Origin of the sequence: Mucilaginibacter robiniae, from assembly GCF_012849215.1 — a bacterium.
GTDB classification, from domain to species: Bacteria; Bacteroidota; Bacteroidia; order Sphingobacteriales; family Sphingobacteriaceae; genus Mucilaginibacter; species Mucilaginibacter robiniae.
In genome coordinates this window covers 1,153,467-1,168,944 of the sequence record NZ_CP051682.1, presented here as the reverse complement: position 1 = coordinate 1,168,944, position 15,478 = coordinate 1,153,467, and the positions used below count along the sequence as shown (strand labels likewise).

The window sequence follows — 15,478 nt, the reverse complement described above, 5'->3', positions numbered from 1 at the left end:
ATTTGATAAAAAAGCCCTGATTAATCAGGGCTTTTTTGTTGTTGAAGGTAAATAAAACCTATAGCTTAGCTGTGGGTTTTACGTGCATATACTCATTACAAAATTATTTTTATGGCAGCAGAACAAGCTTTCGTAATTAAATTTAATTTCAATACCCAAGATTTTGACTTGTTGGATGAACTGGAAGATAGTTTAGAAACTACAACGGGTTACCATAATTTAGGTGTTTATGATGGCTATGAATTAAATGAAGATGGTACCCGAGGCGAGTTTTATATTACAACAGCCGATGCCGAGCTTTTGTATAAGAACTTGAAACCCATTTTGCTAGATTCACGCATTTTGCAAGGTAGCAAAGTAGAATTACAGCAGCTTGCTGATGATGGTAGTGTACAAATACTAAAAGAATACACATTGTAGATTGTCCCTTAATCGATTATCAAATACAGCATTCTATTACATGGAGTAGGATGGAGCTTGTGCAAGTATCATATCAGCCTTTAAAGCAATGCAAAAAGAATTATACCTTTGGCAATATTGGTGCTGCAAATAGAAAGGCTGTGATATTGACCTGCATTTTTGTATAAGCCAGTTTATTCATGAACCTTAGTTTAACAGCAACGTCATAGATACTCTAAATCTATTTGCTGTTGGGCATAAGCGTTCTCTGCACATTATTACATGACTGTAGGTATATTACTTTTCTTTCCGCTACTTGCCGCTTTGGCATTGTTGTTTACAAAAAGCCATGTTGTTAAAAATGCAGCGCTTGTTGCTTCGTTAATTGAACTGGCTTTAGGTGTAATCATGCTGATCAAGTTTGTACCTGATGCTTCTTACCAAATGGTAACCGATTTTGATTGGGTAGCTAAAACAGGTATCCATTTCAAAGCCGGTATAGATGGTATCAGCCTGATACCCGTACTGCTTACATTGGTACTAGTGCCATTAATCGTGGTAAACAGCGATAAACAGAAGCACTCCAGCGCACCTGCATTCTACGCCTTTGTTCTGCTAATGCAAAGCGGTTTGTTAATGGCGTTTACAGCTATCGATGGCTTTCTGTTTTATGTAGGATGGGAGATGACGCTAATCCCTATTTACTTCATCAACGCAATATGGGGGAATGAAAAGCGCATTTCAGTAACGCTAAAGTTTTTCATTTACACGTTTACCGGATCGTTGTTTATGTTGTTGGCAATTATCTATCTGCATCTACAAGCGCCCGACCATAGTTACGATCTGTCTGTTTTCTATAATTTAAACTTATCCGCTAATCAGCAGCAATGGATGTTGTGCTGTTTCTTGCTGGCCTTTGCTGTCAGGATGCCTTTGTTGCCTTTACAAGGTTGGTTATCTGATTGGTATGCAGAAGCTCCGACATCAAGTGTTTTGTTGCTGTCAGGCCTAATGCTGCAAACTGGTATTTACGGTGCAATACGCTGGATGATTCCGATAGTGCCAACAGGTTTTATGGCTTGGCAGAAAATGCTGTTGGTGCTGGCTGTTATTAGTACAGTTTACGCTGCCATGATGGCCTTCAGGCAAACGGATAATAAAAGATTGCTGGCCTATATGGCAATGCTGTTTACTTCATTAATGGCAACTGGTGTATTAGTTTGGAAAGAAGACGTACTGCAAGATACTTTGGTGCTGATGTTTAATTATGGAGTTGCCATTACGGGTTTAACCATAATAATCAGCATTATTAACCAGCAGCTTAAAAGCAATAATCTTAATCATTTAGGTATTGCTGGCAAAGCATTGCCAAGTTTTATTATTGTGTTTTTGATAATTGGAGTGGGTACGATAGCCTTGCCTTTAACCAGCAGGTATATGGCTGAGTTTTCATCATCGCATCAATATAATGTATGGCTGGCACTTATGGCCTCTTTTGCTTTAGTGGCCAGTGCTGTACACTTGTTCCGGTTGTACCAGATAGCAGGCGGTAAAACGAGTTTGCTCTTAACAATATTTGATAAGATAACGATGTCTGAAAAACTTACGTTGGGTATTATCAGCGTATTGATAGTTGCTATTGGTGTTTTTCCACAGCTACTGGTGCATTTATCTCATGCCGCAATTAACCGGTTAATTACATTAGTGAGCCTGAAAGTAGGCACCACTATATAGTATTGAATTAAATGTTAAAATGTCGTAGTTACTCCTGTACAATGCAAAATGGATAATTACTTTCACAACCGCAATAGCTTAATTAATGATTACCCTGATTATCATAGCCCTTTTGCCCGGCATAGTATGGGCGTTAGGAAAGTTCAACTTAACTCATTTGCTGATGCCGTTTACTACAGCCGGATTGTTACTGGCCTTGTGTACTGCTATATGCGGATGGAATAAGTCAGCCGAACCTATTTACCACAACGCTATATATTTTGATAACTTCTCCATAGCCTTTTCAGGGTTGGCTATAGTTACTACTGTACTAGTACTAGTTTTAATCAGAACATATATCGACAAAGCAGAATGCTCCACTAATCAACAGTATCTTTCTATACTGCTGGTGCTAGCTGGTAACGTAGTGCTGGTGTCTTTTTATAGTGTAATTACCCTTTTTGCAGGTTTGTTCATCGTGTTGTTAGGGTTGTATCTTCAGCTTGCACGTAGTAGTGAAAAAGCTGATAATACAATAATAAAATACGGGCCAGCCAGTATAGCTGTAGTTGGTGTTTTATTGGTAGGTGGCGGTTTGCTCATATATGTCACTACCGGTTCGTGGGCATTAACAGGTATTCGCGATTGGAGTATTGCACATCCGCACGATAACAGCTTTTCATTTCATGCTGGTGTGATATTGCTGATGATAGCTTTAAGTTTAATTAGTGTAACTCCCTGGCAGTTATTCAAAACGAAAAACGATAGAACTCAGCTCAGCAACATCACACTCTTTTTTGTATCGCTATTGATTAAAGTAAGTAGCGTGATAGCTTTTTTGCGTTTATTTTCAATAAGCTTCGCACTAATTACCGAGTTCTGGATACCTGTACTATCCGTAATTATTATAGTCATACTGATTGCAGGTAATTGGGGCGCTTGGTACCAATCCGATTTTCCTCGTATGTTAATTTTTTCTGGCGTTACACATACTGGTTACCTGCTTTTGGGTATAGCTGCTCTCGGCAGTGGGTCGGGTAGTGCTGTTTTCCTGTATGTTACTGCCTATGTAATGGCTTCACTGATTGCCGTTGGAACAGGATTATTGCTACAACAATCAGGTGGAATAAGCCTTATAGAAAGCTTTAACGGGTTAGGACGCAGAAATCCGTTTTTGGCTATGGTCCTTTCAGTTGCTTTGTTTTCGTTGGCGGGCATTCCGCTCACCGCAGGCTTTATGGGGAAGTTTTTGATGTTTTCGGGCGCTTTATCACGTGATCAGTTCGGGTTGGTTGTTACAGCAGTTTTGAGTAGTGCCGTAGGTATTTATTACTATTTTAAGGTTATAGCCGCCATGTATCTGCGTAGTGCCGAGCGCGCTGATATAGCTATTTCGGCTTACAATCAGTGGGTATTAGGCTTTGCTGCACTGGTTATTATAGCAATAGGAATATATCCAACTATACTGCTTGATTTCACGTATAGTATATAAAGTGTATCGCATACAGCAAATTATATTAATATTTGTAGCTTTACAAATATTGTGAATGGAAAACTTCTGGGAACATCTGCATAAATTAACCGATGCACAAACCATAATCAGTGAGGGAGGCTTTTATCTGCTTTTGATAGTAGTGTACGCCGAAACCGGGCTGTTTTTTGGGTTTTTCCTGCCAGGCGACTATCTGCTGTTTATGGCAGGGCTGCTTTGTGCTACCGGTTTGCTGGATGTGCCTATTTATACATTGGTATTATCACTCATAGCGGCGGGCGTACTGGGTAACTATACCGGTTATTGGTTTGGCTACCGTACCGGGCCCATGATACTGGTACAAAAAGATTCTATCTTCTTCAAGAAGCGATATATTACTATGGCGGAAGAGTTTTATGCCAAATATGGTGGTATGGCTTTAGTTTTAGGCAGATTTTTCCCTATAATCAGAACTTTTGCACCTATCTTTGCAGGTGTAGTAAAGGTGAAGTTTAATAAATTTACTTTATATAACTTTGCCGGTAGTATTGCTTGGGTAGCTACTCTAACCTTTACGGGTTATTACTTAGGCAAAGAGTATCCGCAGCTGAAAAATTATTTGCAATACATTGTGTTTGCTTTAATAGCAGTAACCACAGTGCCATTGCTATTTGCATTTTTCAGAAAAGGTACTGCTACAAACAAAAACAAAACTGACGAACATTAATTTATTAAATATTCATACAATTTTATTAAATGAGTACACAACATCCGTGGCACCAGGTTTCACCTGGTGAAAAATTACCTGAAGTGGTAAATGCCATTATTGAAATTCCAAAAGGTTCAAAAGCTAAATATGAAATCGATAAAGAGTCTGGTTTGCTGAAACTGGATCGCGTACTGTTTTCATCGGTAATGTACCCGGCCAACTATGGCTTTATTCCACAAACTTACTGTGACGATCAAGATCCGCTGGATATTTTGGTTTTATGCTCAGTTGACGTATTTCCAATGTCGCTGATTGAAGCCAAAGTAGTAGGCGTGATGCACATGGTTGATAATGGCGAGCAAGATGATAAAATAATTGCTGTTGCCAAAAACGATATGTCGGTAAATTATATTAATGATTTAGATGAATTACCACCGCATGCCATGAAAGAGATTGTAGGTTTCTTTGAAGACTACAAAAAACTGGAAGGTAAAAACGTAACCATTGAACAGTTACTAGGCAAGTCTTACGCGCTAAAGGTAATTAATGAAGGTTTGGAACTGTACCAGTCCACTTTCCCTGCATACCAATAACCACTACATGGGCCCTGATTTAGACATAAACGGTTTACAAATATTTCTTACCATATTCCTGGTTTTACTGAATGGCTTTTTTGTGGCTGCTGAGTTCGCTATAGTACGCGTTCGGGGTTCACAAATTGAAATTCAGGCTAAAGCCGGTAGCCGCATGGCTAAAGTGGCTCGTGGCATAATGCACAACTTAGATGGATACCTGGCTGCTACGCAGCTGGGTATTACTATTGCTTCGCTGGCACTGGGTGTTATAGGCGAACGGGTAGTAACCGCTTTGGTGCTTAAGCTTTTTTTATTGTTTGGTGTAGTTATTAACTCCGGTTGGGTAGTAAGTACTACGCATGTGGTGGCTTTTATTACCATCACGATATTACATATTGTTTTTGGTGAGCTGGCTCCTAAAACGCTGGCCATTCAGCGTTCTACACGTACAGCTTTAGCCGTAGCTTTACCGCTACGCTTTTTCTTTGTGTTTTTCAGGCCCGCTATATGGGTGCTGAATACCTTTGCCAACTTTATTTTAAGCTTGTTTGGTGTAGCTGCTGTACACGGCGACGAAACACATCATAGTTCTGAAGAGCTGCAGTATTTGTTGGAACAAGGCAAAGAAAGCGGTGCGCTCGATTCAAACGAGCATGAACTGATTAAAAACGTGTTCGATTTTAATGAGCGCGTAGTAAAAAACATTATGGTGCCCCGCACCAAAATATCAGGTATCGACATTACGACTGATCCTGATGAACTGCTGGAATGCCTGGTTACCGAAGGCTACTCGCGTATGCCGGTGTATGATGATACTATTGATAAAATTGTGGGCATTGTGCATGCAAAAGATATATTGCCATTGGTTGCTCGCAAAACCACGTTTGAACTTAAAGATATTATCCGTACACCTTACTTCATTCCTGAAACCAAGAAAATCAATGATTTAATGGCTGAACTGCAGCAAAAGCGTATGCAGATAGCCATTGTACTCGATGAGTTTGGCGGAACAGCTGGTATGGTTACCCTGGAAGATATTGTGGAAGAACTGGTAGGTGAGATACAGGATGAGTTTGACGAAGAAAAACCGATTGTTGATAAAGTAAACGACAGGGAATTTATTGTGAGTGCTGCTGCTACTATTTATGATGCCAACAGTCACTTACCACATGATTTACCTGAAGATCGGGACTTTGATACCGTATCGGGTTGGGTAAGCGAGATATTTGGTAAAATACCGGATGTAGGCGAACAACGGGAAGCTGATGGTTACAACGTTACCGTACTGCGGAAAACTGACCAGAATGTAGAATCGGTGAAGCTGGAACTGCTGCTGAACGAAGAAGATACTACAGATTTACACTAAGCTGCTCTAGATGCAGATTTTTTATACGCCTGATTTACAGCCGGCTAGTTCGGCCTATATCTTGAACGAAGAAGAAAGCAAGCATTGCATACGCGTACTGCGCCTGCAAGTAGGCGATGTAATACAACTGGTAGATGGGAGAGGAGGCTTTTATGAAGCCCGCATTACTGATGCGCATCCTAAAAAAACACAGCTGCAAATTGTTGCTGCCCGTCAGGAATATGGTAAACGCAACCACTATCTGCATGTAGCTGTAGCACCTACCAAGAATATTGAGCGCTTGGAGTGGTTTTTGGAAAAAGCTACCGAAATGGGCATTGATGAAGTAACGTTGTTGCTTTGTCAGCGGTCAGAGCGGAAAGAGGCCAAGGCTGATCGTTTGGATAAAATTGTCACTTCAGCTGTAAAGCAATCCATTAAAGCTTATCATCCGCAACTTAACCCGGTAACACCGTTCAGTAAACTGGTAGCTCAACCATTTACCGGACAAAAGTTTATAGCGCATTGTATTGATGATGCCGCTAAGCATACGCTATCATCACAACTTACCCTGCACGGGCAATGCTTAATTTTAATTGGCCCAGAAGGCGATTTCACGGAAAAAGAAGTTACAGAGGCTTTGCAAAATGGATTTAAACCCATAACTTTAGGTGAAAGCCGCCTGCGTACCGAAACTGCTGCACTAGCTGCTTGCTTTGAAGTAAATTTGTTCAACAGGGGTAAGTAATAGATTGGCCACATCATTGCTTCGTTCCTCAGGTCATGATGTGTTGTTATGAAAATCAGCTATAACGTACTGCTCATACTTTGTTTTTTTCTGCTTAGCAGTTATTATGTGCCACCTACTTATACTTTGGCCCGGCTCAAATATAATGGTGGTGGCGATTGGTACGGCGACCGTACAGCTTTACCTAATCTGATTAAATTTTGCAATCAAAACCTGAAAACCAATTTCAGGGCTGAAGATGAAACGGTAGAAGCCAGTAGTGCCGAACTATTTAATTATGCATTCATTTTCATGACGGGACATGGTAATGTGATTTTTTCTGACCTGGAAGTACGTAACCTGCGCAAATATTTAACCGGTGGCGGCTTTTTGCATATCTGTGATAATTACGGGTTGGATCAATTTATCCGTCCGCAAATGAAGCGTGTTTTTCCGGAACTCAGTTTTGTAGAACTTCCGCTTAATTATCCCATTTATCACCAGAAATATGATTTCCCGAATGGGTTGCCCAAAGTGCACGAGCATGATGGTAAACGTCCGCAAGGTTTCGGACTCATTTATAAAGGCCGCCTAGTTTGCTTTTACGACTACCAATGCGATTTAGGAAATGGCTGGGAAGATTACGGCACCTATGCCGGCGATAGTCAGGATGTGCGTTTAAAAGCTCTTAAAATGGGTGCAAACTTGGTGCAGTATGCATTAACACAATAGCTACCTACTAGGTTAATTATAATTGTGAAATTATGTGAATAAATGTGATATTTTGTTGTACAAAAGTCTTGCTTATTAACTACCTTTAGCAACCTTTTTGATGGATAGCTATGTACGCAAGGAGCTTTTTATGTGCCGGAATGAATATTCTGGTGTTGTATATTATGGTAAGTATATCGGGTTGCAGAAAATACGATAACGCGGTTACTTCCAATAAAAAAGATTCAACCACTACTACTTCGGTAATTGCGACTAGTGCGGCAGCTATCACATCAGCTAAGCTCGAACTTAAAAATAATATTGGTAAAATTACGGCTGATGTGGCCTGTACCATCAATAGCAACGACCAGATTATTGCCGTTATACCGGATGTGAATGCCACCAAAAAGTTAGCTCTAACCTTTACTACCAAAACTACAGGAGCCGTGGTAAAAGTGAAGGATACATTACAGGTAAGTGGCACAACCATTACCGATTACTCAAAAGCTGTTACTTACAACGTAACCTCACCCGATGGTACTACCAAAACCTACCAGGTACTAATTAAAGTTTTTACTGGCTTGCCCATCCTGGATATTACTACCAGCGGCCCTGTAGGATCCAAAGATGATTATGTAAAAGGCAGCTTGGTTGTGAACCCAAATGTAGAGTATGAGCAGGCGCAAACTAAGATTACTATGCAAATTAAAGGGCGTGGTAATTCTACCTGGGTGCTATACCCTAAAAAGCCTTACCGTTTAAAGTTCGATTCCAAAACAGCAATGTTGGGTATGCCGGCTGCCAAAAACTGGGTACTGCTGGCTAACTATAATGATAAAACTCTGATGCGAAACCGTTTGGCTTTATTGCTGGGTAAACGTTTAGGTGCCGATTATACCTCTGATAGCCGCTTTGTTGAAGTATTTATGAATGGTGAGTTTCTGGGTAATTATCTGCTGACGGCGCAAGTAGAGGTAGATGCTAACCGAGTGAATATTACCTCCATGAAAACCACCGATACTGCTGCCAGTACCATTACAGGGGGATATTTGCTGGAGCTGGACCAGAAGATGGATGCTGATTACTGGTTTAAAACTAAGAAAGGGTTACCTTTTAGCATTAAAGACCCGAGCGCCATAACACCTGCTCAATTAAAGTATATATCCGGCTATATACAAAGTACGGAAGATGCCTTATTTGCTTCAAACTTTACCGATCCGGTAAATGGTTACGCCAAGTACATCAATCCAGACTCGTTCATGAACTGGTACTTTACAGAAGAAATTTTTGAAACTACCGATGCGCGCGATTTTAGTAGTATTTTTTATTACAAAGACCGGAACGGTAAGTTAGGCATGGGACCTATCTGGGATTTTGATACTAGTTCCGGTAATGTAGATTATGCCGATTCTAAAAACCCGACGGGGATATGGTATATCAGAGATGCTACCTGGATGCTGCGTTTAGCACAGGATCCAGCTTTTATGGCTAAAGTTAAAACCCGCTGGGCTGCCATTAAGGATAATGAAATAAAACAGATTTTTACAGATATCGACCAAAATGCAGCCTATCTGAAATTATCGCAGCAACAAAACTTTGCCAAGTGGCCTATTCTGAGTACTTATGTTTATCCTAATGCCGTAGTGCTAGGCAATTACGACAGCGAAGTGGCTTATCTAAAATCTTTTCTTACCCAACGCATCAGTTGGATGAATGCTAATATGGCGGCTTGGTGATAGGGAGTAGGGAAAGCAATAATATACTGAGTTGTTAGCAATTTAAGGAGTTAAGATGTAATGTGATTATACTTGCTTCGTCAGGTAGTTGACCAATTGACCATGAAGCAAGAACTAATTTCACAGTATCGTGCAAGCTTAACAATGCTTGTAAGCACAATAGATCATTGTCCTGACTTTCTTTGGACCGATGGAATTACCTAAGCCTTTACTGGCAAGTTATTTATCGTTTACTTTATCATTTAACTCTTTATCTCTCATAAAATGAAAATGCCTTTATATCATGGAAATATCTTGGTATAAGCTGGATTAATACTGCTCAACATACATGAGATGTAATTCCATAATGAAGAAAACTAAATTTTATCAGACTACCTTATACAAATACACAAAAAAAGCCGGTTACTATGCAGTAACCGGCTTTGCTATTTATTAATGAGGATAATCTTATCTGCCTTTAGCTTGTGGCTTAAAGTCTTTCGGTTTTTTTACGCGGAAGTGCGGTTTTCCACTTGGATTAATTTCGGCAGCACCAATCATGGTCATGGCACAACGGAAACCTACTTCAGCGCTGGCATCATCCTGGTCCATGAAACGGCGGGTTGCCGGATTCATCCACATAGCACGGTCATTCCATGAACCGCCTTTATATACTTTCGAATGGTCGTTTACTAAAGTAGTTACCCCATATAAACTAGTATTTACCGTATCCGCAAAGCCACGTTGATCATAGTTATAAGGCTTGCCTGCAATAGCCGGATTAGCAGTTCCAGCCTGAGGGTTAGCCGGATTGCCAGATGCCGGTGGGACTACACTGGTTCCGTTAGCACCTTGCTGCTGGGCAACAAACTCATCCCATGATAACTTTTTGTTCGATTTAGCCGGATCCTTAATTGGGCGACCATATTTATCTTTAGCGTAAATACCTTTTTCTGGGTTAGCCAAACGTTTGTTGGTAAACTGGTTACCACGGAAAGGGTTAAAGTCTTCTACATCATCAAAGGATGTCTGACGGTAAGTATCGCCGGTCCATTCGTTAACGTTACCTGCCATATTGTACAAGCCAAAATCATTAGGTTCGTATGAACGTACTGGTGCGGTAATATCGGCTTTATCGTTCAGGTATCCAGCCACACCCATGTTGTCACCTTCGCCACGTTTAAAGTTGGCTAGCATCATACCACGGGTTCTGCGCTTAGGCGAGCGTACACCCATGCCGTTCCAAGGGTACATTTTGCCGTCTTCCACGTTTTCATACTGGGTATTTCCTGCTAAGCCTAAAGCTGCATATTCCCATTCCGCTTCTGTAGGTAAGCGATAGGCTGGTAATAAAATACCATCTTCCATACGTACGGCCCGGGTAGCTTTACCGTTAGCACCGGCTTTGGCATTCGGGTTTAAATTGCGCATGGCGTTTTTACCTTCTTTACCAGGGTACTGGCCGTTCAGGTAAATGTCGGTATTGAAAGCTTGGTCGGTGCCTTTGCCACCTTGAGCTGAAGTTTCTTTCCAGCTGGCCAGTTTGCCGGTTTCACGCAAAATACTTTCGTTGGCAGCGCTGGTGCGGTATTCACAATAATCTTGCGCTTGTTCCCAGGTAACACCTACTACCGGATAATCTTGATAAGCCGGGTGGCGCATGTAATTATCTACATAGGGTTCGTTGTACGAAAGCGGCCTGCGCCATACCAGGGTATCAGGTGTGGCATTGTAGTATAGTTGGCGATCGTTCGGGAAATTGATGCTGATCCAGTGCAGATAATCCAGCCAGTCCTGATTAGATATCTCTGTTTCATCCATGTAAAACGAGGCAATGGTTTTGCGTTTTGGAATATTATTGTACTCGTAGGTAACATCCTGATCGGCGCTGCCACCCATTACAAAGGTACCACCCTCAATCGGAATCATGCCCGGGCCTGGCGTTGGGTGCGTTTTCCGGAAACGCATATAGCCACCGTTGTTTTTATTGTTATAAACAACACCGGTTTTTTGCGATCTGACAGGTTTACTACAGCTGCTTAACAAAGCCCCCACGCCCAATAATACCAAAGCAGTTTGCGTAAAGTGTTTCCTCATGTTTGTTAAAAAAATAGTCATTAAAAATACAAAAATTCTCTAAGCGATAATTTATTTCAGGCTGACAATTTATCAAATACTTGATAACGCAATTAAACGTAAATTATCGCTGTAAGTTACATGTGTATCGATAAAGCGTGTTAATGAAACGATAAGTTTTAATTTTACGTTGAAGCCTCTGTTAATTGCGCAGATAAATTACTAAAATTACGACTGATTTTTACCAATGAGAATTTTTACTTGCTGTGTTTTAGGGATATTCGGTTTGATGTTGCCAGGTAAACTATGGGCACAAGGTACCGTAAGTAACGGTGGCACCACTACCAACGGCAGTAGCACCAATGCTTTAACCACAGCCGTTCCCTTTTTAACTATTGGCCCAGACTCACGCTCGGGCGGAATGGGGGATGCCGGGGTAGCCTTAAGCCCCGATGTAAATGCCACGTACTGGAATCCCTCCAAACTAGCTTTTATTGAAGGACGTGATAACCTGTCGGCATCTTACAGCCCCTGGCTTCGTCGTTTAGTGTCGGATGTGAACTTAGCTTATCTGAGTTATGCTCGTCGGCTGGACGACCGTAATACCATTGGCCTTTCTTTACGTTATTTCAATCTGGGTGCTATTCAGCTGGTAGATGCCAACCAGAGCGACCAAGGTATATACCGGCCTAACGAGTTTTCGATAGATGGCTCATGGGCGCGTAAGTTCGGGCAAAATTTTTCGTTGGGGCTAACAGCACGTTACATACATTCTAACCTAGCTAATGGTGCCTTTGTAGCCGGGCAGCAAACCAAAGCAGGTAATGCTTTTGCAGCCGATGTTTCGGCTTATTACCGTATACCTACCCGCATGTTCGATAAAGATGCATTGTTGGCTTTCGGAGCTGATATTTCTAACTTAGGTACAAAAATTAGCTATACCAATGCTGGGCAGCAGTATTTTTTGCCGGCTAACCTGCGCATTGGAGCCGCTAATACTTGGTATCTGGATGATTATAATCAGTTTACGTTAACACTAGATTTAAATAAGCTGCTGGTACCTACGCCACCCATCCGCGATATGGAAGGTAACATCATATCGGGTAAAGATGATGACCGTTCGGTAGCTGCCGGTGTGCTGCAATCCTTTAGTGATGCACCCGGTGGTTTTAAGGAAGAACTAAAAGAAATCAGCTACGCACCAGGTATTGAGTACGGATATAATAAGCAGTTCTTTTTAAGAGCGGGTTATTTTTATGAAAACCCTGATAAAGGTAACCGGCAGTATGCTACACTGGGTACCGGCTTTAAGTACGATATTTACAATCTCGATTTATCATACTTAGCGGCTACACAGGCGCATAGTCCGCTAGCCAATACGTTGCGTTTCACGATAAGTGTTAACTTTGGCGGTCAAACTAAAAGATGAGTAAAATACGGGTAGGATTTGGGTTTGATGTGCATCAGTTAAAGGCACAGCACCCTTTTGTTATGGGCGGTGTAACGCTCCAACACCATTCAGGCGCTTATGGGCATTCGGATGCCGATGTGCTGGTACATGCTATTTGCGATGCCCTGCTGGGCGCTGCCAATCTGCGTGATATTGGTTATCATTTCTCTAACAAAGATGAACGCTGGCGTGGTATTAGCAGCTTGATTTTATTGCAGCATGTGGTGCAGTTGCTGAAAGATAACGGATGGAGCATAGGCAATATTGACGCCATGATTTGCCTGGAAGCGCCTAAAATTAATCCGCATATTCCGGATATGAAAACCCATATTGCTCAAGCTGCTGGCATCAGCGAAGAAGATATTTCTATCAAAGCCACCACTAACGAACAGATGGGCTTTATTGGCCGTGAAGAAGGGGTAGTGGCCTACACTGTATGCTTAATTGAAAAAGTTTAAAAGTAATTTTACAGGGGTTTAAAGTTTATGCCCTTGTAAAATTATTTAATAGCTGCCTAAAGGTAATGAACGCTATCGGCGATCTATAAAACCGTCTAGCAAAATACCGCCTGTCTATACATAAGTCAATGCGTGTGCGTAGTTAAAAGTCCAACCTAAAATTGATTGCGTTTGGGTATTTATTACGCTACTATCGCCAGGATTATAATAAATAACACCCTATTTCCAGATGCGGGTTGTTGTAATTTAAATCATTCATCGGCTAATCTTATTTAAGTTTTTACAGCAAATCATTCCGGTTGTTGCCGTTGCGGCTTACCAGCAAACCTACAGCGGTGCCTATACCTACACCTGCAGCCAGATGCCGACTGGCTATGCCTAGTGCAAAGCCTAATAGCACACACAGCGGTAAAAAGTATGATCGTCTTTTATTCACAAAGAATGTTTAATGGAATGTAGTGCAATATACATGATAACCAGTAACCTTATCTATAAGTTATTATTTTAGCTTAATTTGACCGTAAACTTAGCACTTGGTTATTTACATTGCCCATTCTAATTGAATTCGTATTTTCAATTAAATTTGGATGTACCTGGGCGTTGTATTTTAAAGGTATAAACCTAGGCGCCATCATTTTATTCATGAACTCTAAATATTTAATAGTGCGATATATCATAGTTTTATTCTTAACGGTTTGCGCATTTAATGGCTTTGCCGCTACCGGCAAGTGGGAAAGTAAAGTTACAGGCAGCAGTATTAGCTATACCGTAACTGAAGCCAAAAGGGCAGTGAAAGATTTCGCCGATAATTATGCAACGATAGTATACCTGGAAAATCTGAACATTAAAAAAATCGGGCGGAACAGTAATGCACAAGATGTAGCTTGGCTGTTGGCGCAGGGTTTTCGGGTTATTGAACTTAATTATGCTGGTAACCAACACACGGTTTCGCCCATCATTAATGCAGATATTATTGCTATCAATGATTCTATTGCAAAAGGAAACTTTTGCGGATATAAAGATTGTTCTCATTACCAATCTTACGTACTGTTTGAAGGTTACCGTATAGCACTTAATGTGCCTTATTTTAAAGATGACCCGACGGTATATAACACTCCCGAAGAATATACCGTAGGCGATAACCTGAATATGGATATTATTTATCCGGCCAATCCTGCTAAAGCGGTTCCCGTAATATTATCTTTTTCTTACAGCAATAGCTATGCTACTTACGATGCCGTGAAAAAGGTGCTTACGGATGAGAATAGAAATCAAAGATTAAAGGAGGAATATACGCTAGCTGCATTTAACGATTCTTTTTTAGAAGGTGCGCCTGCCAACGGTATAGCGTGGGCTATAGCTGATCATCCTAAATATTGCCCTTGGGCAAAGGGTAAACCTGTAAATGGACAGCCTGATACCTATAAATCTTACGAAACCAACCCTGATGCTGCACGCAAAGTAAAATCAGCGGTGCGTACCTTACATAAATTGGGAGGTAAATTAGGGCTAGCGGATAAAATAGGAATCTTCGGGTTTTCCCGTGGTTCAACAGCCGGATCAATGGCTATAGGCGATAGGAAAATACCGGATATTGAAAAGGCAGGTTTTAACATTGGTGTTTCAGATAAGGTACAAGCCGCAGCGCTTGGTCCGGGTGTTTTTGATTATACCCAGATATACAATAGTCTGAATGATGGGGATGCTAACCTGGAAACTCGCTGCGAGTGGGCTTGGGGCAAGTTGAGTGAAAATTATGCCAAATGGCAGACTATGGGTTCGGCTTACCTAGTGCAATCGTCAGCGACTGCGCCAGTTATCTTCTTTTACAACACGGATGATGACCATTACTACCAGGATCAGATTGCACATTTGAAAGCTAAGCTAGATTCATTGCAGGTTCCTACGTCAACGCTTGTTAATTATGGTAAAGGTCATGCTATACCTCAAACAGCTGCATCTTTAAACCGGCTTTATCAATTTTTTAAGCAATACTTGAAACCTCCTGTAGTAAGCAGATAGTATTCGTCAGTATGTTAGATGGCTTTTTAAGCTCATCAATGCCAAATTAACACTTTGACATTGATGAGATAACTTTGGCTAACTTGGTAACCTGCTATAATATAATA

Annotated in this window: 14 protein-coding genes; 12 read left to right on the top strand and 2 right to left on the bottom strand. The window is 41.1% G+C overall.

Annotated elements, in window-relative coordinates; all coding sequences use genetic code 11:
- The first annotated feature begins 111 nt into the window (after positions 1-111).
- The 9 genes from HH214_RS05120 (at position 112) to HH214_RS05080 (ending at position 9,386) form a co-directional block, all read left to right on the top strand.
- Positions 112-420: a hypothetical protein gene (locus HH214_RS05120; protein WP_169606313.1), complete on the top strand. Its 309-nt coding sequence runs from the start codon at positions 112-114 to the stop codon at positions 418-420.
- Positions 421-681: 261 nt separating this feature from the next.
- Positions 682-2,133: a complex I subunit 4 family protein gene (locus HH214_RS05115; RefSeq protein WP_169606312.1), complete on the top strand. Its 1,452-nt coding sequence runs from the start codon at positions 682-684 to the stop codon at positions 2,131-2,133.
- Between the two features lie 85 nt (positions 2,134-2,218).
- Positions 2,219-3,604, top strand: coding sequence for an NADH-quinone oxidoreductase subunit N (locus tag HH214_RS05110; RefSeq protein ID WP_169606311.1), 1,386 nt, complete (start codon positions 2,219-2,221; stop codon positions 3,602-3,604).
- A 55-nt stretch (positions 3,605-3,659) separates the two neighbouring features.
- The gene (locus HH214_RS05105) at positions 3,660-4,310 is read left to right on the top strand and encodes a DedA family protein (protein ID WP_169606310.1); all 651 of its coding nucleotides are present in this window, start codon (positions 3,660-3,662) and stop codon (positions 4,308-4,310) included.
- Positions 4,311-4,339: 29 nt separating this feature from the next.
- Positions 4,340-4,885, top strand: a complete 546-nt coding sequence (locus tag HH214_RS05100) for an inorganic diphosphatase (RefSeq protein ID WP_169606309.1) — start codon at positions 4,340-4,342, stop codon at positions 4,883-4,885.
- A 7-nt stretch (positions 4,886-4,892) separates the two neighbouring features.
- On the top strand, positions 4,893-6,233 hold the full coding sequence (locus HH214_RS05095; protein ID WP_169611048.1) for a hemolysin family protein: 1,341 nt from the start codon (positions 4,893-4,895) through the stop codon (positions 6,231-6,233).
- Positions 6,234-6,243: 10 nt separating this feature from the next.
- Positions 6,244-6,960, top strand: a complete 717-nt coding sequence (locus HH214_RS05090) for a 16S rRNA (uracil(1498)-N(3))-methyltransferase (protein ID WP_169606308.1) — start codon at positions 6,244-6,246, stop codon at positions 6,958-6,960.
- Positions 6,961-7,008: 48 nt separating this feature from the next.
- Positions 7,009-7,671 (top strand): DUF4159 domain-containing protein, encoded by a 663-nt coding sequence (locus HH214_RS05085; protein ID WP_169606307.1) that lies wholly within the window; start codon positions 7,009-7,011, stop codon positions 7,669-7,671.
- A 110-nt stretch (positions 7,672-7,781) separates the two neighbouring features.
- Positions 7,782-9,386: a CotH kinase family protein gene (locus HH214_RS05080; protein ID WP_169606306.1), complete on the top strand. Its 1,605-nt coding sequence runs from the start codon at positions 7,782-7,784 to the stop codon at positions 9,384-9,386.
- Positions 9,387-9,833: 447 nt separating this feature from the next.
- Here HH214_RS05080 and HH214_RS05075 read toward each other — a convergent pair whose 3' ends face one another.
- Positions 9,834-11,462, bottom strand: a complete 1,629-nt coding sequence (locus HH214_RS05075; RefSeq protein ID WP_169606305.1) for an SUMF1/EgtB/PvdO family nonheme iron enzyme — start codon at positions 11,460-11,462, stop codon at positions 9,834-9,836.
- Positions 11,463-11,688: 226 nt separating this feature from the next.
- On the opposite strand from HH214_RS05075, the gene porV reads away from it, so the two are divergent.
- Positions 11,689-12,870: a type IX secretion system outer membrane channel protein PorV gene (gene porV / locus HH214_RS05070; protein ID WP_169606304.1), complete on the top strand. Its 1,182-nt coding sequence runs from the start codon at positions 11,689-11,691 to the stop codon at positions 12,868-12,870.
- Positions 12,867-13,349: a 2-C-methyl-D-erythritol 2,4-cyclodiphosphate synthase gene (ispF, locus tag HH214_RS05065; protein ID WP_169606303.1), complete on the top strand. Its 483-nt coding sequence runs from the start codon at positions 12,867-12,869 to the stop codon at positions 13,347-13,349. The genes porV and ispF overlap by 4 nt, the downstream gene beginning before the upstream one ends.
- Before the next feature lie 280 nt (positions 13,350-13,629).
- On the opposite strand, the gene HH214_RS05060 is transcribed toward ispF, so the two are convergent.
- Positions 13,630-13,785, bottom strand: coding sequence for a hypothetical protein (locus HH214_RS05060; protein WP_169606302.1), 156 nt, complete (start codon positions 13,783-13,785; stop codon positions 13,630-13,632).
- Positions 13,786-13,991: 206 nt separating this feature from the next.
- Between HH214_RS05060 and HH214_RS05055 the strand changes: the two genes are divergently transcribed.
- On the top strand, positions 13,992-15,371 hold the full coding sequence (locus HH214_RS05055; RefSeq protein WP_169606301.1) for an alpha/beta hydrolase family protein: 1,380 nt from the start codon (positions 13,992-13,994) through the stop codon (positions 15,369-15,371).
- The last annotated feature ends 107 nt before the right edge of the window (positions 15,372-15,478 follow it).

Bases quoted from the DNA above. Each gene is read 5' to 3' on its own strand.
- HH214_RS05120 (WP_169606313.1), top strand. From the start codon at position 112: ATGGCAGCAGAACAAGCTTTCGTAATTAAATTTAATTTCAATACCCAA.
- HH214_RS05115 (WP_169606312.1), top strand. From the start codon at position 682: ATGACTGTAGGTATATTACTTTTCTTTCCGCTACTTGCCGCTTTGGCA.
- HH214_RS05110 (WP_169606311.1), top strand. From the start codon at position 2,219: ATGATTACCCTGATTATCATAGCCCTTTTGCCCGGCATAGTATGGGCG.
- HH214_RS05105 (WP_169606310.1), top strand. From the start codon at position 3,660: ATGGAAAACTTCTGGGAACATCTGCATAAATTAACCGATGCACAAACC.
- HH214_RS05100 (WP_169606309.1), top strand. From the start codon at position 4,340: ATGAGTACACAACATCCGTGGCACCAGGTTTCACCTGGTGAAAAATTA.
- HH214_RS05095 (WP_169611048.1), top strand. From the start codon at position 4,893: ATGGGCCCTGATTTAGACATAAACGGTTTACAAATATTTCTTACCATA.
- HH214_RS05090 (WP_169606308.1), top strand. From the start codon at position 6,244: ATGCAGATTTTTTATACGCCTGATTTACAGCCGGCTAGTTCGGCCTAT.
- HH214_RS05085 (WP_169606307.1), top strand. From the start codon at position 7,009: ATGAAAATCAGCTATAACGTACTGCTCATACTTTGTTTTTTTCTGCTT.
- HH214_RS05080 (WP_169606306.1), top strand. From the start codon at position 7,782: ATGTACGCAAGGAGCTTTTTATGTGCCGGAATGAATATTCTGGTGTTG.
- HH214_RS05075 (WP_169606305.1), bottom strand. From the start codon at position 11,462: ATGAGGAAACACTTTACGCAAACTGCTTTGGTATTATTGGGCGTGGGG.
- porV (WP_169606304.1), top strand. From the start codon at position 11,689: ATGAGAATTTTTACTTGCTGTGTTTTAGGGATATTCGGTTTGATGTTG.
- ispF (WP_169606303.1), top strand. From the start codon at position 12,867: ATGAGTAAAATACGGGTAGGATTTGGGTTTGATGTGCATCAGTTAAAG.
- HH214_RS05055 (WP_169606301.1), top strand. From the start codon at position 13,992: ATGAACTCTAAATATTTAATAGTGCGATATATCATAGTTTTATTCTTA.